This window comes from Pseudomonas fluorescens (genome assembly GCF_902497625.1).
Taxonomy (GTDB): domain Bacteria; phylum Pseudomonadota; class Gammaproteobacteria; order Pseudomonadales; family Pseudomonadaceae; genus Aquipseudomonas; species Aquipseudomonas fluorescens_BQ.
The window spans coordinates 60,564-78,889 of the sequence record NZ_CABVGX010000020.1 but is presented as its reverse complement, the minus strand read 5'-3'; the positions used below and the strand labels follow the sequence as shown (position 1 = coordinate 78,889).

At 58.1% G+C, this 18,326-nt stretch carries 15 protein-coding genes; 10 read left to right on the top strand and 5 right to left on the bottom strand.

The annotated features are described in order from the left end of the window. Window positions 1-103 precede the first annotated feature (103 nt). Both dnaB and F8N12_RS14170 read left to right on the top strand, forming a co-directional pair. Window positions 104-1,498: a replicative DNA helicase gene (gene dnaB / locus F8N12_RS14175; RefSeq protein ID WP_150580984.1), complete on the top strand. Its 1,395-nt coding sequence runs from the start codon at window positions 104-106 to the stop codon at window positions 1,496-1,498. A 294-nt stretch (window positions 1,499-1,792) separates the two neighbouring features. Then, entirely contained in the window at window positions 1,793-4,096 is a 2,304-nt protein-coding gene (locus F8N12_RS14170; protein WP_150580983.1) for a YgiQ family radical SAM protein, read from the top strand. A gap of 381 nt (window positions 4,097-4,477) precedes the next feature. Here the strand turns inward: F8N12_RS14170 and F8N12_RS14165 are convergent, their stop codons facing one another. Continuing rightward, window positions 4,478-4,669: a hypothetical protein gene (locus F8N12_RS14165; RefSeq protein WP_150580982.1), complete on the bottom strand. Its 192-nt coding sequence runs from the start codon at window positions 4,667-4,669 to the stop codon at window positions 4,478-4,480. Window positions 4,670-4,737: 68 nt separating this feature from the next. Then, the gene (locus tag F8N12_RS14160; RefSeq protein ID WP_150580981.1) at window positions 4,738-5,325 is read right to left on the bottom strand and encodes a TIGR00730 family Rossman fold protein; all 588 of its coding nucleotides are present in this window, start codon (window positions 5,323-5,325) and stop codon (window positions 4,738-4,740) included. 339 nt (window positions 5,326-5,664) lie between these two features. Here F8N12_RS14160 and azu point away from each other — a divergent pair, with 339 nt between their 5' ends. Next, window positions 5,665-6,111, top strand: coding sequence for an azurin (azu, locus tag F8N12_RS14155; protein WP_150580980.1), 447 nt, complete (start codon window positions 5,665-5,667; stop codon window positions 6,109-6,111). Between the two features lie 234 nt (window positions 6,112-6,345). Here the strand turns inward: azu and nadE are convergent, their stop codons facing one another. The 3 genes from nadE to F8N12_RS14140 form a co-directional block, all read right to left on the bottom strand. Beyond that, window positions 6,346-7,173, bottom strand: coding sequence for an ammonia-dependent NAD(+) synthetase (gene nadE / locus F8N12_RS14150; protein ID WP_150580979.1), 828 nt, complete (start codon window positions 7,171-7,173; stop codon window positions 6,346-6,348). Between the two features lie 4 nt (window positions 7,174-7,177). After that, a complete protein-coding gene (gene pncB / locus F8N12_RS14145) occupies window positions 7,178-8,404 on the bottom strand; it encodes a nicotinate phosphoribosyltransferase (RefSeq protein WP_028622025.1) in 1,227 nt (408 codons plus the stop codon). Between the two features lie 254 nt (window positions 8,405-8,658). Next, window positions 8,659-9,561 (bottom strand): LysR family transcriptional regulator, encoded by a 903-nt coding sequence (locus F8N12_RS14140; RefSeq protein WP_150580978.1) that lies wholly within the window; start codon window positions 9,559-9,561, stop codon window positions 8,659-8,661. A 174-nt stretch (window positions 9,562-9,735) separates the two neighbouring features. Between F8N12_RS14140 and F8N12_RS14135 the strand changes: the two genes are divergently transcribed. From F8N12_RS14135 to F8N12_RS14105, 7 genes are all read left to right on the top strand, one after another. After that, window positions 9,736-11,226 carry an aldehyde dehydrogenase family protein gene (locus tag F8N12_RS14135; protein WP_150580977.1) on the top strand — a complete coding sequence of 497 codons (1,491 nt, stop codon included), beginning with the start codon at window positions 9,736-9,738 and terminating at the stop codon, window positions 11,224-11,226. Between the two features lie 89 nt (window positions 11,227-11,315). Next, complete coding sequence (locus F8N12_RS14130) at window positions 11,316-12,599, top strand: NAD(P)/FAD-dependent oxidoreductase (protein WP_150580976.1); 1,284 nt, start codon at window positions 11,316-11,318, stop codon at window positions 12,597-12,599. Window positions 12,600-12,963: 364 nt separating this feature from the next. Then, window positions 12,964-14,097 carry an ABC transporter substrate-binding protein gene (locus F8N12_RS14125; RefSeq protein WP_150580975.1) on the top strand — a complete coding sequence of 378 codons (1,134 nt, stop codon included), beginning with the start codon at window positions 12,964-12,966 and terminating at the stop codon, window positions 14,095-14,097. Window positions 14,098-14,337: 240 nt separating this feature from the next. Next, window positions 14,338-15,252, top strand: a complete 915-nt coding sequence (locus F8N12_RS14120) for an ABC transporter permease subunit (RefSeq protein ID WP_150580974.1) — start codon at window positions 14,338-14,340, stop codon at window positions 15,250-15,252. Window positions 15,253-15,255: 3 nt separating this feature from the next. Further along, window positions 15,256-16,539 carry a high-affinity branched-chain amino acid ABC transporter permease LivM gene (gene livM / locus F8N12_RS14115; protein ID WP_150580973.1) on the top strand — a complete coding sequence of 428 codons (1,284 nt, stop codon included), beginning with the start codon at window positions 15,256-15,258 and terminating at the stop codon, window positions 16,537-16,539. Continuing rightward, window positions 16,536-17,411, top strand: a complete 876-nt coding sequence (locus tag F8N12_RS14110; RefSeq protein WP_150580972.1) for an ABC transporter ATP-binding protein — start codon at window positions 16,536-16,538, stop codon at window positions 17,409-17,411. Before livM ends, F8N12_RS14110 begins: the two co-directional genes overlap by 4 nt. Continuing rightward, window positions 17,408-18,124: an ABC transporter ATP-binding protein gene (locus F8N12_RS14105; RefSeq protein ID WP_150580971.1), complete on the top strand. Its 717-nt coding sequence runs from the start codon at window positions 17,408-17,410 to the stop codon at window positions 18,122-18,124. Before F8N12_RS14110 ends, F8N12_RS14105 begins: the two co-directional genes overlap by 4 nt. The last annotated feature ends 202 nt before the right edge of the window (window positions 18,125-18,326 follow it).

The window sequence follows — 18,326 nt, the reverse complement described above, 5'->3', positions numbered from 1 at the left end:
TGGCACCCTCGGGTGCTTGCCGGTAACATCGGGCACGATCCTGTTTACAGGTCGTGCCCTTTGTCTTTCTGCAGTTCCTGATTTCTCAACTATTCAAGTGGCCATGAACGATATCTCCGCTCCCGAGCAATACGATCTGCAAACCGCTGCCCTGAAGGTGCCGCCGCATTCCATCGAGGCCGAACAAGCCGTGCTCGGTGGTCTGATGCTGGACAACAACGCCTGGGAACGCGTGCTGGATCAAGTCTCCGACGGTGATTTCTATCGACATGACCACCGTCTGATTTTCCGGGCGATTGCCAAGCTCGCCGACCTGAACTCACCCATCGATGTGGTGACGCTGGCCGAGCAGCTCGACAAGGAAGGCCAGACCTCGCAAGTCGGCGGCCTCGGTTACCTGGGTGAGCTGGCGAAGAACACGCCGTCGGTGGCCAACATCAAGGCTTACGCCCAGATCGTTCGCGCCCGGGCAACGCTGCGCCAGTTGATCGGCATCGCCACCGAAATCGCCGACAGCGCCTTCAATCCGGAAGGCCGCACCGCTGAAGAAATCCTCGACGAAGCCGAGCGACAGATATTCCAGATCGCCGAGGCCCGGCCTAAAACCGGCGGCCCGGTGAGCGTCAACGACCTGTTGACCAAAGCCATCGACCGCATCGACACCTTGTTCAACACCGACAACGCCATCACCGGACTGTCCACCGGTTACACCGACCTTGACGGGATGACCAGCGGTCTGCAGCCGGCCGACCTGATCATCGTCGCCGGCCGTCCGTCGATGGGTAAAACCACCTTTGCGATGAACCTGGTGGAAAACGCCGTGTTGCGCAGTGACAAGTGTGTGCTGGTTTACTCGCTGGAGATGCCAGGTGAATCGCTGATCATGCGTATGTTGTCCTCCCTTGGGCGTATCGACCAGACCAAGGTCCGTGCCGGACGTCTGGAGGACGACGATTGGCCACGCCTGACCTCGGCGGTCAACCTGCTCAACGATCGCAAGCTCTTCATCGATGATACGGCCGGTATAAGCCCGTCGGAAATGCGCGCGCGGACTCGACGCCTGGTGCGTGAGCATGGGGATGTCGGCCTTATCATGATCGACTACCTGCAATTGATGCAGATCCCGGGCTCTGGTGGCGATAACCGCACCAACGAAATTTCTGAGATTTCCCGTTCCCTGAAAGCCTTGGCCAAGGAGTTCAATTGCCCGGTGGTGGCGCTGTCCCAGCTCAACCGCTCATTGGAGCAACGGCCGAATAAACGTCCGATCAACTCCGACCTTCGAGAATCGGGAGCGATCGAGCAGGATGCTGACGTGATCATGTTTGTGTATCGGGACGAGGTCTATCACCCGGAAACCGAACACAAAGGCATCGCCGAGATCATCATCGGCAAGCAGCGGAACGGACCGATCGGTACGGCCCGACTGGCGTTCATCGGTAAATACACCCGCTTCGAAAACCTCGCGCCGGGCAGCTACAACTTCGACGACGAGTAACCCTGTCGGATCCTGTGGCGAGGGGGCCTTTGTGGCGAGGGGGCTTGCCCCCGTCGGGCTGCGCAGCAGCCCCAAAACCTGTGACCGCATTTTTCCAGGCGGTTCAAATTCGCTGATTATTACGACTGCTTCGCAGCCGAACGGGGGCAAGCCCCCTCGCCACACGGGTAATGTCTTGTCTCTGGGCTTGTGAGCAAACAGCCGCCGTTATTTCCGACCATAGCCGTCGGAATTGGTTATTTTTTGTGCTATATTCCGCGCCCGCGATTTTTCATCTCAACACCGGTCATCGTCATGCAAACAGCCAAGCCGTTATTTGACTATCCCAAGTACTGGGCCGAATGTTTCGGCCCGGCGCCATTCCTGCCGATGAGCAGGGAGGAGATGGATCAGCTTGGCTGGGATTCCTGCGACATCATCATCGTCACCGGTGATGCGTACGTTGACCATCCGTCGTTCGGCATGGCAATCATTGGCCGGCTGCTGGAGTCCCAGGGCTTCCGCGTCGGGATCATCGCCCAGCCCAACTGGCAGTCCAAAGACGACTTCATGAAGCTCGGCGAGCCGAACCTGTTTTTCGGCGTCGCGGCCGGCAACATGGATTCGATGATCAACCGCTACACTGCCGACAAGAAAATCCGCTCCGACGACGCCTACACCCCCGGTGGCATGGCGGGCAAACGTCCGGACCGCGCGAGTCTGGTGTACAGCCAGCGTTGCAAGGAGGCCTACAAAAACGTGCCGATCGTCCTCGGCGGCATCGAAGCCTCTTTGCGTCGCATCGCTCACTACGATTACTGGCAGGACCGGGTGCGCAACTCGATCCTCATCGACGCCTGCGCCGACATCCTGCTGTACGGCAACGCCGAGCGAGCGATTGTCGAAGTCGCCCAGCGTCTGTCCTACGGACACAAGATCGAAGACATCACCGACGTGCGCGGCACCGCGTTCATTCGTCGTGATACGCCCAAAGACTGGTACGAAGTCGACTCCACGCGTATCGACCGTCCGGGCAAGGTCGACAAGATCATCAACCCGTACGTGAATACTCAAGACACCCAGGCCTGCGCGATCGAGCAGGAAAAGGGGCCGGTCGAAGACCCGACTGAAGCCAAAGTCGTGCAGATTCTGGCCAGTCCGAAAATGACCCGCGACAAGACTGTGATTCGTCTGCCGTCGGTTGAGAAAGTCCGTGGCGACGCCGTTCTTTACGCTCACGCCAACCGCGTGCTTCACCTGGAAACCAACCCGGGCAACGCCCGCGCGCTTGTGCAGAAGCATGGCGAAGTCGACGTCTGGTTCAACCCGCCGCCGATTCCGATGACCACTGAAGAAATGGACTACGTGTTCGGCATGCCCTACGCCCGTGTTCCGCATCCTGCGTACGGCAAGGAAAAGATTCCGGCCTACGACATGATCCGTTTCTCGGTGAACATCATGCGTGGCTGCTTTGGCGGCTGTACCTTCTGCTCGATCACCGAGCACGAAGGCCGGATCATCCAGAACCGTTCCGAAGAGTCGATCATTCGCGAAATCGAAGAGATCCGCGACAAGGTCCCAGGCTTCACCGGCGTCATTTCCGACCTTGGCGGCCCGACCGCGAACATGTACCGCATTGCCTGCAAAAGCCCGGAAATCGAATCCGCGTGCCGCAAGCCGTCCTGTGTGTTTCCGGGCATCTGCCCGAACTTGAATACCGATCATTCTTCACTGATCCAGCTCTATCGCAGCGCTCGTGCGTTGCCGGGCGTGAAGAAGATCCTGATCGCGTCCGGCCTGCGTTATGACCTCGCGGTCGAGTCGCCGGAATACGTCAAGGAGCTGGTGACCCACCACGTCGGTGGTTACCTGAAGATCGCCCCGGAACACACCGAGGAAGGTCCGCTCAACCAGATGATGAAGCCGGGCATTGGCAGCTATGACAAGTTCAAGCGCATGTTCGAGAAGTACACCAAGGAAGCCGGGAAAGAGCAGTACCTGATTCCGTACTTCATCGCCGCGCACCCGGGCACCACCGACGAAGACATGATGAACCTGGCCCTGTGGCTCAAGGGCAACGGCTTCCGCGCCGATCAGGTGCAGGCGTTCTACCCGTCGCCGATGGCCACGGCCACCGCGATGTACCACTCGGGCAAGAACCCGCTGCGCAAGGTCACTTACAAGAGTGACGCCGTGACCATCGTCAAGAGCGAAGAGCAGCGTCGTCTGCACAAGGCGTTCTTGCGTTATCACGATCCGAAAGGCTGGCCAATGCTGCGTGAAGCGCTGACCCGCATGGGCTGCGCCGACCTGATCGGCCCGGGCAAGAACCAGCTGATCCCGCTGCATCAACCGGCGACCGACAGCTACCAGAGCGCCCGTCGCAAGAACTCGACCCCAGCCGGAAGCCACAAAGTAGCCGGTGAGAAGACCACGAAAATTCTCACGCAGCACACCGGGCTGCCGCCACGCGCCAGTGATGGAGGTAATTCGTGGGACAAGCGCGAACAGGCCAAGGCGGCGGCATTTGCCCGCAACCAGCAGGCCGCCAAGGATCGTAAGGATGCGGCCAAAGGCAAGGGTCCCAAGCCTGCGCGCAAGCCGGTCGTACCGCGTTAAACGCCGACCGCTGATAACAGAACGCCAACCTTCGGGTTGGCGTTCTGCGTTTGCACGCTACCTACGCTCCAACACGATCAATCGAGCGCTGAGCGCTTCAGGGGACCGGAATCGGCCTGAGCGCATCCTCAAGGCGCTTCGCCGCTCGCGGAGGTCTCCTGCTAACGTACGGCGTCATCAGACGCTCTGTGGCGCTTGGTGAGGTTCTGCGATGGGAAGTAGCTTGCCTGGCTATTGTCTTTGCGAGCAGGCTCGTCCACGCGGGAGGGCAGGGAATCAGAAGCAGGATATTTCAAGATGGACCGCGAGGGTCAGCAATACCTCTGCTGACCCTGTACACAGATCCGGTGGGCCTGATCAGATCATCCGGCCCTGAGGGTCTCAGGCGTTGGGTGCCTGATCTTTCGGTGCTTCAACATCGTTCTGTGTAGCCACTTCGCCTTCTGTATCCGGGTTCAGTGCTGCTGCTTCTTCTTCAGCTGTAGCTTTCTTGCGCTGAAGCTTTTCCTCTTTCTTCTGCTCCTTGGCCAAGTCTCTCTGACGTTTGGCGAAGGAATAATTAGGTTTAGCCATGGGCGATCCTCTGGGGTCGAAGGTGAGGTTGAGCGGCGCATATTCTGCCCTGTATCGGTGCCGAGCCGTTAGCCGGGTTTTTGCCCTGTCCATTTTGGCACCACTGTCGGTTGCCACGCGTCCAGGGCCTCGAGCAGTGTTTGCGGTGTTTCGCTCACTTGCAGCATGTCACGGTGCGCGCCGCGAACGAAGCCTTCGCCGACGATATGATCAAGAAAACCGGTCAATTTGCTGTAGAAACCGTTCACTTCCAGCAGGCCAAGCGGTTTGCCGTGGTAGCCCAGTTGGCCCCAGGTCCAGACTTCGAACAGTTCTTCCAGGGTCCCAAGGCCGCCAGGCAGGGCGATGAATGCATCGCTGAGCTCGGCCATCCGCGCTTTGCGCGCATGCATGCCGTCGACCACTTCCAGGCGAGTCAGGCCGCTGTGGCCGATTTCCTTGTCCTTGAGACTTTGCGGAATGATCCCAATGACTTTGCCACCTGCGGCCAGTGCAGCATCGGCAACGACGCCCATCAGGCCGACGGCGCCGCCGCCGTAAACCAGCGTCAACTTGCGCTCGGCCAAGGCCTGGCCGAGGGCAACCGCGGCTTCGCGATAGGCGGGACTGGAGCCGGTGCTGGCACCGCAAAATACGCAAACGGATGTTAGAGACATGCTTTCCTCCGTGGTCAGAATGGCCCAGAGTAAAGTTTCAGGCTCAACACTCCAAGCGCTAGGCGTCTCGTTTGGGAGTTTCGTAAGTACCGCTGGCGCCGCAGGCGTAGGCGGCGAGCAAGCTGCATAAAAGGCTGTTGATGAACATGTCAGACACTCCGTTTGGGGATGATGGCCCGATGATAGAGCCGGCCCAGAGGTCTGGCTGGTAGATTGTCTCGATTGGCGTCATAGCTGCAAAGTTGTATACAATTTTGATTCAAGTCATAGGAACTTGCGAAGTTTTCAGGCAGTCTTCTGTCCATTCGCACGTTACCAACCCTGCCTTGGAGATTCACCATGTTTGCCAAACTCGTTGCGGTATCCCTGTTGACACTGGCCAGCAGCCAACTGATGGCTGCCGAGTGCAAGACCACCGTTGACTCCACCGACCAGATGACCTTCAACACCAAAGCCATCGAAATCGACAAAAGCTGCAAGACATTCACCGTCGAGCTCACTCACTCCGGCAACTTGCCGAAAAACGTCATGGGTCATAACTGGGTGCTGAGCAAGGAAGCCGACATGCAACCCATCGCTACCGATGGCCTGGCTGCCGGTATCGACAAGAACTACCTTAAAGACGGCGACGCGCGCATCATCGCCCACACCAAGATCATCGGCGCCAAGGAAACCGACTCGGTGACTTTTGATGTATCGAAGTTGGCTGCTGGTGAGAAATATGGCTTCTTCTGCTCGTTCCCGGGCCACATCTCGATGATGAAAGGTACGGTTACGCTGAAGTAAGCGAATCGTGCACAAAAAAGCGTCCTGATCAGGACGCTTTTTTTTCCTCGAAGCCTATGTACGACCCTGTAGGAGCTGTCGAGTGAAACGAGGCTGCGATCTTTTAACAGTGCTACACGATCAAATTGTAAAGATCGCAGCCTCGTTTCACTCGACAGCTCCTACAGGCTCCTACAGGCTCCTACAGGCTCCTACAGGCTCCTGCGAATGCCTACACGCCGCTAACTGACAGGTTCAGGGCGCAAACGGCATCACGCGCTTGTGATGTGTCTTGCGGTATGTTTCGCAAATGATCCTGAACGCTTCCTCGCGCACCGGCTCGCCATGCAGGAACGCGTCGATTTCGGCATAGGTCACGCCATGCGCCGCTTCATCCGGTTTGCCGGGCGACAGGTCTTCGAGGTCGGCAGTCGGGATTTTTTCCACCAGTGACTCCGGGGCGCCGAAGCTGCGCGCAATGGCTCGCACCTGGTTTTTCACCAGCCCGCTCAATGGGGCCAGGTCACAAGCGCCGTCACCGAACTTGGTGTAGAAACCCATCACCGCTTCTGCGGCGTGGTCGGTACCGATCACCAGGCCCTGACATGCACCGGCGATGGTGTATTGAGCAATCATGCGCATCCGCGCCTTCATGTTGCCGACGACGAAATCCACTGTGGCTTCGGATTTACCCTCGAATGCCGTCACTTCCTTGGCCAAACCTTTGACAGCCGGGCCGATATTGATGGTTTGACGATCATCCGGCTGGATGAAATCCAGGGAAGCTTGAGCATCGTGCTCATCGAACTGGACGCCGTAAGGCAGTCGAACGGCGATGAACTTGTAGCTGTCGTCGCCGCTGCGCTCACGCAATTCACGCACGGCCTTCTGAGCCAACAGGCCGGCCGTGAGCGAATCGACGCCACCGCTAATGCCGAGCACCAGGGCTTTGAGCCCGGAATTGACCAGGCATTCCTGAATGAACTTGATGCGCCGGGCGACTTCAGCCTCAAGGGCCGCCTTGTCGGCAAACGGCGGTTGAACATTGAGCTGCTCGGCAATCTCACGCTGTACGGCTTGCATGAATTCACTCCTTGCTGGTTGGGCTTGAAAGGGCGGCAGGAACTTTGAAAACGTGGCGCAAATAGGCGACAAAATTGGGGTCTTTGCAGTGCGTCTTGCCCGGCTCGTCCGAAATCTTGGCGACCGGCTGGCCATTGCAGGCGGCCATTTTAAGCACGATGCTCATCGGTTCAACACCCGGGATATCGCACGTCAGGTTCGTGCCGATACCAAAACTGACATTGATCCGGCCACGCAGTGCCCGAAAGATCTCCAGCGACCTGGGCAGTGTCAGGCTGTCGGAAAACACCAGGGTCTTGCTCATCGGATCGATGCCGAGCCGGTGATAGTGGGCGATGGCCTTTTCTGCCCAGAGTATCGGATCACCGGAATCATGGCGCAAACCGTCGAAAAGCTTGGCGAAATACAGGTCGAAATCACTGAGGAATGCATCGGTGGTGATGCAGTCGGTCAGGGCTATCCCGAGCAGACCCCGGTATTCCCGCACCCAGCAATCAAGCGCGGCAATTTGGCTGTCGATCAGGCGCGGGCCGAGTTGCTGGTGCGCCATGATCCACTCGTGGGCCATGGTGCCCAAGGGTTTCATGTCCAGCTCGCGGGACAGGTGCACGTTGCTGGTACCGACGAAACGTCCGGGGAAATCGTGCTTGAGCACGTTCACCACTTCCTCCTGCACGCGGAAAGAAAAACGACGACGCGTGCCGAAATCGGCTACCTGCAATTCGGATAATTCATCACTGCTGGCATTGGCGCTCAGCCAGTCGAACTTGCGATAAAGCTGCTCGCGAGCCTGTTCCAGAACAATTTCCCGGTAGCGATAACGATTGCGTACTTCGCTGACGATGGACAGCAGCGGCACTTCGAACAGAATCACGTGCAGCCACGGCCCGCGCAGACGGATGAACAGTTCGCCGTTTTCGATGCCAGTGTGCACGTAACGCAGATTGAAGCGGAACAGCCCGAGAAAGCGCAGAAAATCCGGTTTCATGAAGCTGATGCGCTCCATGAAACTCAGTTGGTCCGGGCTCAGACTCAACTCCGCAAGGCGCTCGATCTGAAAACGGATTTCTGCCAGATAAGGGCGCAGGTCCTCACTGTTACGGCAACGGAACTCCCATTCGACTTCCACGTTCGGGTAGTTGTGCAGCACCGCCTGCATCATCGTCAGCTTGTAGAAGTCGGTGTCGAGCAGGTTCTGCACGATACGATCGGCAAACACACTCTCGCTCATAACGGGGGTTCTCCGGGCTGGCCGCGGCCCTGATGGCGCGGCATTGCAGCTGTCTGATAAATGGGCATAGTGCCTGTAAGCCGCCAGTTTCGCCGGCGACGGATAACCCTGTAGCAGCTGCCGAAGGCTGCGTCCGAGGGCGAAGCACTCGCAAGTATGCATCTTGTCATTTCAGACGCGTCGCATGGCCTTTTTTTGCGAGCGCTTCGCCCTCGGACGCAGCCTTCGGCAGTTGCTACAAAGTGTCCGTTTCTTTAAAGGTCCGGGCTGTCAATCTGCTCCAGCATCCACTTCACGAAATCACGAACCTTGGGGACTTCCGCCGAATGCTCGGGATAGGCCAGGTAATAAGCGTCGGAACTTGGCATCGCGTGTTGCCAAGGTATGACCAGTTTGCCATCGGCCAATTCCTCTTCCACCAGAAATCGCGGCAACAGTGCCACGCCGCAACCAACCTGCGCGGCGCGGATGCACATATAGAAAGTTTCGAAACGTGGCCCGTGGTAGCTGTGCTCGGTGTGGTAACCCTGACTGTCGAACCAGTCGTGCCACGCCTGGGGGCGCGAAGCATTTTGCAGCAGAACCAGATCAGCGAGTTGCGTCGGGTCGGTGAAAGGCGTTGCTGGCAGGCTGCCGGGCGCGCAGACCGGCACCAGCTCTTCGCTGAACAATTTCAGGCATTCGGTGCGAGGGCGTGCACCTTGGCCGAAATAAAACGCCAGGTCACTGCGACCCTGCAACAGGTCATCGGCTTCCTGCTCACTGCACAGGTCCAGGTGGATCGATGGGTGACGCAAACGCCAGCCCTTCAGCCTTGGGACCAGCCACCGCGCGCCAAAGGTCGGGGGCGTCGAGACACGCAGGACTTCAGTTTCGCCGCCGTAGGAACGCAGGTAATGCGTCGACATCTCGACCTGTGTGAGGATTTTTCGGACTTCCACCAGGTACAAATCCCCGGCCGGGGTCATTTGCAGGCGTCGGCGCACCCGGCGGAACAGCAGGTGCTGCAGCAATTCTTCGAGTTGCGCGACCTGTTTGCTCACGGCGCTCTGGGTCAGGTTCAGCTCTTCAGCGGCGCGGGTGAAGCTCAAATGCCGGGTCACGGCCTCAAAACACTGGAGGGCGGTGATCGACGGCAGGTAGCGTTTATTCAGCATGGGCAATCCTTTTTTCTTGTTTCTTTTTCGCCAACTATTCGAAGCATGAATAAACGGAATGATATCTCTCTTAAAGGTCGTTTGTTGGGTAACCTGCGGAGCGCTAAAACTATAAGCCTGATCGGCCGAATCCATCCGGCTGCACGTTTGCTGTTTTCGCTTGAGGAGTAACCCATGGTTGCCGCATTGCTTGATCGTCTGGGTGTGAACCCGGCCCTGTACCAGAACGGCAAAGTGCCGGTGCATTCGCCGATTGATGGTAGCCGCATTGCCGCTGTGAACTGGGAAGGCGCCGCTGAAGTCGAGCAGCACATCAGTCGCGCAGATCATGCTTTCGAATTGTGGCGCAAGGTTCCGGCCCCGCGTCGTGGCGAACTGGTGCGTCAACTGGGTGACATTCTGCGCGAATACAAGGCCGACCTCGGCGAGCTGGTCTCCTGGGAAGCCGGCAAGATCACTCAGGAAGGCTTGGGTGAAGTGCAGGAAATGATCGACATTTGCGACTTTGCCGTGGGCCTTTCCCGGCAGTTGTACGGTTTGACCATCGCCTCCGAGCGCCCCGGCCACCACATGCGCGAAACCTGGCACCCGCTGGGCGTCGTTGGCGTGATCAGCGCATTCAACTTCCCGGTTGCGGTCTGGGCCTGGAACACCACGCTGGCATTGGTTTGCGGCAATCCGGTGATCTGGAAGCCGTCCGAAAAAACTCCGCTGACTGCACTGGCGTGTCAGGCGCTGTTTGATCGCGTCCTGAAGAATTTCAGCGATGCACCGCCACACCTGAGCCAGGTGATCATCGGCGGCCGCGATGCCGGTGAAGCGCTGGTCGATGACCCGCGTGTCGCGCTGATCAGCGCTACCGGCAGTACCCGTATGGGTCGCGAAGTGGCACCGAAAATCGCCGCACGTTTCGCCCGCAGCATTCTCGAGCTGGGCGGTAACAACGCAATGATCCTCGGCCCAAGCGCCGACCTCGATATGGCTGTGCGCGCGATTCTGTTCAGCGCCGTCGGTACCGCCGGCCAGCGTTGCACTACGCTGCGTCGCCTGATCGCACACGAATCGGTGAAGGAAGAAATCGTCACCCGCCTGAAAGCCGCATACTCGAAGGTTCGCATCGGCAACCCGCTGGAAGGCAATCTGATCGGCCCGCTGATCGACAAGCACAGCTTTGAAAACATGCAGGACGCACTCGAGCAGGCACTGAGCGAGGGTGGTCGCGTGTTTGGTGGCAAACGTCAGCTGGAAGACCAGTTCCCGAACGCGTATTACGTGTCGCCGGCGATTGTTGAAATGCCCGAGCAGAGTGATGTGGTTCGCGGTGAAACGTTCGCGCCGATCCTGTACGTGATCGGTTACAAGGATTTTGACGAAGCACTGCGCCTTAACAACGAAGTGCCACAAGGCCTGTCGTCGTGCATATTCACCACTGATGTGCGCGAAGCCGAGCAGTTCATGTCGGCGGTGGGCAGTGACTGCGGCATTGCCAACGTCAACATCGGCCCGAGCGGCGCGGAAATCGGCGGCGCGTTTGGCGGCGAGAAGGAAACCGGTGGCGGTCGTGAATCCGGTTCCGATGCATGGCGCGGCTACATGCGCCGCCAGACCAACACTGTGAACTATTCGCTGGAGTTGCCATTGGCGCAGGGGATTACGTTCGATTAAGCAGCTCCAGGTTGCAAGCTTCAAGCCGCAAGCCAGTTTGCTTGAAGCTTGTCGCTTGAAGCTCGCAGCTGCTCCGACAGGAGCAGGCAATGCCGTTACGCGAAGAGTGTTTGTGGGAAAAGTTGACGCCGCAACGACCTGATAACGCAGCGCTGCGCGGCGAAATCAAGGTAGATGTATGCGTGATCGGCGCCGGTTTTACCGGGTTGTCTGCGGCGGTGCACTTGCTCGAACAGGGCAAGACCGTTTGCGTGGTGGAAGCGCATCGAGTCGGTCACGGCGGGTCCGGACGCAATGTCGGGCTGGTGAACGCCGGCATGTGGATTCCTCCAGACGAGATCGAAGCCGGTTTCGGCGAAGCAGTGGGCAGTCAGCTCAATCGCATGCTGGGTGCGGCGCCGTCCCTGGTTTTCAGTCTTGTGGACAAGTACAACATTGATTGCCAATTGCGTCGCGAAGGCACGTTGCACATGGCGCATAACGCCCGTGGCGAAGCGGACCTGCGCAGTCGGGAACAGCAGTGGAAACGTCGCGGCGCGCCGGTCGAATTACTGACCGGGCAAGCTTGCGAGCAGGCCACTGGCACGAAAAAAATCGCTGCTGCGCTGCTTGATCGTCGTGCCGGCACGATCAACCCGATGGCTTACACGACGGGGCTGGCGCAAGCGGCGATGGGTCTGGGCGGCCAGCTTTTTGATCATTCGCCGGTGACTCGACTTGAGCGGCAGGGCCAGCGCTGGTCGGTTCAAACGCCACAAGGTTCAGTGCTGGCCGAGCAGGTGGTGATCGCATCGAACGCTTATACCGAGGGCGACTGGACCGAGCTTCGGCGCAATTTCTTCCCCGGGTATTATTATCAGGTTGCTTCGGTGCCGTTGACCGATCCGGCTGCCGAGCAAATCCTGCCAGGCGGCCAGGGTTCGTGGGACACCCGCCAGGTGCTCAGCAGCATCCGTCGCGACAAGGCCGGACGTCTTTTGCTGGGCAGTCTCGGCAACGGCAATCAAAAGCCGGCCTGGTTTCTCAAAGCCTGGGCAGATCGCGTCCAGCAGCACTATTTTCCCTACCTCAAACCCGTGGAATGGGAATGTACCTGGACCGGTTGCATCGCTTTTACTCCCGATCACTTGATGCGCCTGTTTGAACCCGCGCCCGGTCTGGTGGCAGTCACCGGCTACAACGGGCGCGGCGTGACCACGGGTACCGTAGTCGGCAAGGCGTTTGCCGATTATCTGTGCAGGGGCGATGCGCAGGCCTTGCCGATTCCGTTCGCTCCCATGCAGCCTCTGGCGGGGGCGGGCCTGCGCAGCTGTTTATACGAGGCCGGATTCTCGCTGTATCACGCAGGCCAGTGCTTGCGCATAGTGATTTGATTGTTGAAATTTGTTGCTGAAAGCAGCGCTTTTTGACTTAGCGACTAGCCTGTAGTGGTGCGCGTTGTAGCAGTTCGCGCACCAGCAGTGTGCACTTCGGTGACGTGTGTTGTTACAGGTTGGTTGCACGTGGTTTCGGACTGCGGTTGCAATGATGGCGCGCGCAGGTTGCGCCATAAATATATATCGGTTTCACCTTCAGCGGTTTAGACGGTTGCACGCTCAATGAAAATGGGCTCGAAACAGTCGAAATAACAATAATGCAGCGACTTTTTTCAGAATAAAAAACCGATGGCACGGCACTTGCTCTGAGCATTCAGAGAAGTCGCAGTGCCAACTAAAAAAAACCTTGGAGCACCACCTCATGTCCCAGACGTTTTACAAGAAAGGCTTTCTGGCCCTCGCAGTGGCTACTGCTTTGGGTGTTTCCGCGTTTGCGCAGGCTGATGTAAAAATTGGTGTGGCAGGTCCGATGACAGGTGCCAACGCGGCATTTGGCGAGCAGTACATGAAGGGTGCACAGGCTGCGGCCGATGCGGTCAATGCGGCAGGCGGCGTCAACGGGGAAAAAATCGTACTGGTGCGTGGCGATGACGCCTGCGAACCGAAACAGGCTGTGACGGTCGCCAAGGACCTGACCAACCAGAAAGTTGCCGGCGTGGTCGGTCATTTCTGCTCCTCTTCCACCATCCCTGCCTCCGAAATTTATGATGAAGCGGGCATCATTGCTATTACGCCGGGCTCGACCAACCCGGCGGTCACCGAGCGCGGCCTCAGCGCCATGTTCCGTATGTGCGGGCGTGACGATCAGCAAGGCATCGTTGCCGGCGACTACATTGTCGACGTGCTCAAAGGCAAGAAGGTCGTGGTCCTGCACGACAAGGACACCTACGGCCAAGGCCTGGCGGACGCCACCAAGGCACAGCTGGAAAAACGCGGCGTGAAGCCTGTCTTGTATGAAGGTCTGACCCGTGGCGAGAAAGATTTCAGCACCATCGTGACGAAGATCCGTGGCGCCGGTGCCGACGTAGTCTACTTCGGTGGTCTGCACCCCGAAGCCGGTCCTCTGGTCCGTCAACTGCGTGAACAAGGCCTCAAAGACGTCAAGTTCATGTCCGATGACGGTATCGTCACCGACGAGCTGGTCACTACTGCTGGCGGCCCGCAGTTCGTCGACGGCGTGCTGATGACCTTCGGCGCCGACCCGCGCCTGCTGCCAGACAGCAAGACCGTGGTGGACGAGTTCCGCAAAGCCGGCACCGAGCCCGAAGGCTACACCCTGTATGCCTACGCTTCGGTTCAAACCCTGGCTGCCGCTTTCAACGGTGCTAAATCCAACAATGGCGAGAAAGCCGCCGAGTGGCTGAAGAAAAACCCTGTTAAAACCGTGATGGGCGAGAAGACATGGGATGCCAAGGGCGACCTGAAAGTCTCCGACTACGTGGTTTACCAATGGGACAAGGACGGCAAATACCACCAGCTGGAAAAACAGAAGTAAGGGCTGACTCGATCAGCTGACCTGACGCCTTCCTTGTAGGAGTGAGCCTGCTCGCGATGACGTACTGACAGTCGACAACCGTGTTGAATGTTATGACGCCATCGCGAGCAGGCTCGCTCCTACAGGATCCGGGTCTGGTCGGCGGGATCGTGGCTGACATTGCTCCGACGTAAATCTGTATTTTTCCTAGAAGAGCCGCACACCCAAGGTATGCAGGTTCTCACTGCGTGAGATTGCGTTATGGATGGTATTTTCCTGCAGCAACTGGTCAACGGCCTGACCCTCGGGTCGGTCTATGGCCTGATCGCCATCGGCTACACAATGGTCTATGGCATCATTGGCATGATCAACTTCGCCCACGGCGAGGTTTACATGATTTCCGCTTACCTCGCGGCAATCAGTCTGGCTCTGCTGGCATACTTCGGTATTGAATCCTTCCCGCTCCTGATGCTTGGCACGCTGATCTTTACCATCGTGGTAACGGCGGTTTATGGCTGGGTCATCGAGCGCGTCGCCTACAAACCACTGCGCAACTCCACCCGTCTGGCACCGCTGATCAGTGCCATTGGTATCTCGCTGATCCTGCAGAACTACGCACAAATTGCTCAAGGTGCGAAACAACAAGGTGTTCCTACCTTGCTGACCGGCGCCTGGCGCGTCGATATCGGCACCGGTTTCGTGCAGTTGACCTACACCAAAGTATTTATCCTGATCGCGGCGTTCGCCGGCATGGCACTGCTGACCTACATCATCAAGTACACCAAGCTCGGCCGCATGTGCCGTGCGACTCAGCAAGACCGCAAGATGGCCTCGATTTTGGGGATCAACACCGACCGGGTGATTTCCTACGTTTTCATCATCGGTGCTGCGATGGCGGCGCTGGCCGGTGTGCTGATCACCATGAATTACGGCACGTTCGATTTCTATGCCGGCTTCATCATCGGGATCAAGGCGTTTACTGCCGCGGTGCTTGGCGGGATCGGCTCACTGCCTGGGGCGATGCTCGGCGGGATCATCCTCGGTATTTCCGAATCGCTGTTCTCAGGCCTGGTCAATTCCGACTACAAAGACGTGTTCAGTTTCTCGCTGCTCGTTCTCGTTCTGGTCTTTCGGCCCCAAGGCCTGCTCGGCCGTCCTCTTGTGTCGAAGGTGTAAGCGATGTCTTCAACCACTCATAAAACCATTGATCTCAAAAGAAGCCTGGTTGACGCCATACTCGCCGGCCTTGTTGCCCTGATCGTATTTGGGCCGATTGTCGGCGTGGTCCTTGATGGCTACGGCTTTAACATGGAAACGACGCGGGTAGCCTGGATTGTCGCCATCGTCATGGCGGGCCGCTTTGCCTTGAGCCTGTTCCTGCAGACGCCTAAAGGCCTGCGTATCCTCGAAGGGTTTGAAAGCACTGGCTCCGGGGTGCATGTACTGCCGCCCGATTACAAATCCCGGTTGCGCTGGATCATCCCGATAATGATCGTCATTGCGGTGATTTTCCCGTTCTTCTCCAACTCCTACCTGCTGGGCGTGGTCATCCTCGGGCTGATCTACGTGCTGCTGGGTCTGGGGCTTAACATCGTGGTCGGCCTGGCCGGGTTGCTCGATCTGGGCTATGTGGCGTTCTATGCAATCGGCGCGTACGGCCTGGCGCTCGGCTATCAATACCTGGGGCTGGGTTTCTGGACGGTGCTGCCACTGGCGGCAATCATGGCCGGTCTCGCCGGATGCATCCTCGGTTTCCCGGTGTTGCGTCTGCACGGCGATTACCTGGCGATCGTGACCCTGGGGTTCGGGGAAATCATTCGTCTGGTGCTCAACAACTGGCTATCGCTGACCGGCGGCCCGAACGGGATGGCAGCACCACTGCCAACCTTCTTCGGTCTGGAGTTCGGCAAACGGGCGAAGGAGGGCGGTGTTCCCTTTCATGAGTACTTCGGCATCGCCTACAACCCCGACGTGAAGTATTACTTCATCTATGCCGTGTTGTTCCTGGTGGTACTGGCCGTGCTGTACGTCAAACATCGCCTGACCCGCATGCCAGTTGGCCGCGCCTGGGAAGCATTGCGCGAAGATGAAATCGCTTGCCGCTCCATGGGTCTCAACCACGTGCTGGTGAAACTCTCGGCGTTCACCATCGGCGCCTCGACAGCCGGCCTGGCCGGGGTGTTCTTTGCCACTTATCAAGGTTTCGTCAATCCTACTTCGTTTACCTTCTTCGAATCGGCGCTGATCCTTGCCATCGTGGTGCTGGGTGGCATGGGCTCGACGATCGGCGTGGTCATCGCGGCATTCGTGCTGACCGTCGCACCGGAACTGCTGCGTGGTTTTGCTGAATACCGCGTGCTGCTGTTCGGCGTGTTGATGGTGTTGATGATGATCTGGCGCCCGCGCGGCCTGATTCGGATCAGCCGTACCGGTGTGACGCCTCGCAAAGGAGTAGCGCCATGAGCGAAGTCGTCCTTTCCGTAGAGAAGCTGATGATGCACTTCGGCGGCATCAAGGCGCTGAGCGATGTCAGTCTGAAGGTTCATCGCAACTCGATTTTCGCCCTGATCGGCCCAAACGGTGCCGGCAAGACCACGGTGTTCAACTGCCTCACCGGTTTCTACAAGGCCTCCGGCGGCAAGATCGAGCTCAATGTTCGTGGCGAGCAAACCAACGTCATTCAGTTGTTGGGTGAGTCGTTCAAACCCACCGATTTCGTCTCGCCGAAATCCTTCCTCAGCCGGATGTACTACAAGATGTTCGGCGGCACTCACCTGGTCAACCGGGCGGGACTGGCACGCACCTTCCAGAATATTCGCCTGTTCAAGGAAATGTCGGTACTGGAAAACCTGCTGGTGGCCCAGCACATGTGGGTCAACCGCAACCTGCTGGCCGGCATTCTTAACACCAAGGGTTACCGCAAAGCAGAAAGCGACGCGCTGGACCACGCCTTCTACTGGCTGGAAGTGGTGGACCTGGTCGATTGCGCCAACCGCCTGGCCGGTGAATTGTCCTATGGTCAGCAACGCCGTCTGGAGATCGCCCGGGCCATGTGCACCCGGCCTCAGATCATCTGCCTCGACGAGCCGGCCGCCGGCCTCAACCCTCAGGAAACCGAAGCACTGAGCGCGATGATCCGGCTGCTGCGTGACGAGCATGATCTGACTGTAGTACTGATCGAACATGACATGGGCATGGTTATGAGCATTTCCGACCACATTGTGGTGCTGGACCACGGCATCGTTATTGCCGAAGGCGGACCCGACGCCATTCGCAATGACCCGAAAGTGATTGCGGCCTACCTGGGCGCTGATGAAGAGGAAGTGGTGCTATGAGCCAACCCATCCTCGAACTCAAGGATCTGGATGTGTTTTACGGACCCATCCAGGCCCTGAAAAAAGTCTCGCTGCAGATCAATGAAGGGGAAACCGTCAGCCTGATCGGCTCCAATGGCGCCGGCAAGTCGACCTTGCTGATGTCGATTTTCGGCCAGCCACGGGCAGCGAGCGGGCAAATTATCTATCAAGGCGTGGACATTACCCACAAGTCGTCTCACTACATCGCGTCGCACGGTATTGCGCAATCGCCGGAAGGCCGACGGGTATTCCCTGACATGACCGTCGAGGAAAACCTGCTGATGGGCACCATTCCGATTGGCGATAAATACGCCAAGGAAGATATGCAGCGGATGTTCGAGCTGTTTCCAAGGCTCGAAGAGCGGCGCACGCAACGCGCCATGACCATGTCGGGTGGCGAGCAGCAGATGCTCGCGATTGCCCGTGCGTTGATGAGCCGGCCGAAGCTTTTGCTGCTCGATGAACCAAGCCTTGGGCTGGCGCCGATCGTGGTGAAACAGATCTTCGCTACTTTGCGGGAGCTGGCAAAGACTGGCATGACGATCTTCCTCGTCGAACAGAACGCCAACCACGCGCTCAGGCTCTCGGACCGTGCTTACGTCATGGTCAACGGCGAAATTCGTTTGACGGGCAGCGGCAAGGAGCTGCTGGTGAATGAAGAGGTGCGTAACGCTTATCTCGGCGGGCATTAACTTCTGTTGAAACACCTAAGCCCCGGTGAGCAATCATCGGGGCTTTTTTACGTTCTGAATCCAAAGGAGCAAAGCGTGCTCGCGATGGCTGGTAGCATCAAAAAGTAGCGGAATTTGACCCACCGCTACTGCCAGCAAGCATTGCTCCCACGAGGCTAATTGCAGACTTCGGCAAATTGTGGAAAACAAATTCGCCAAGCTC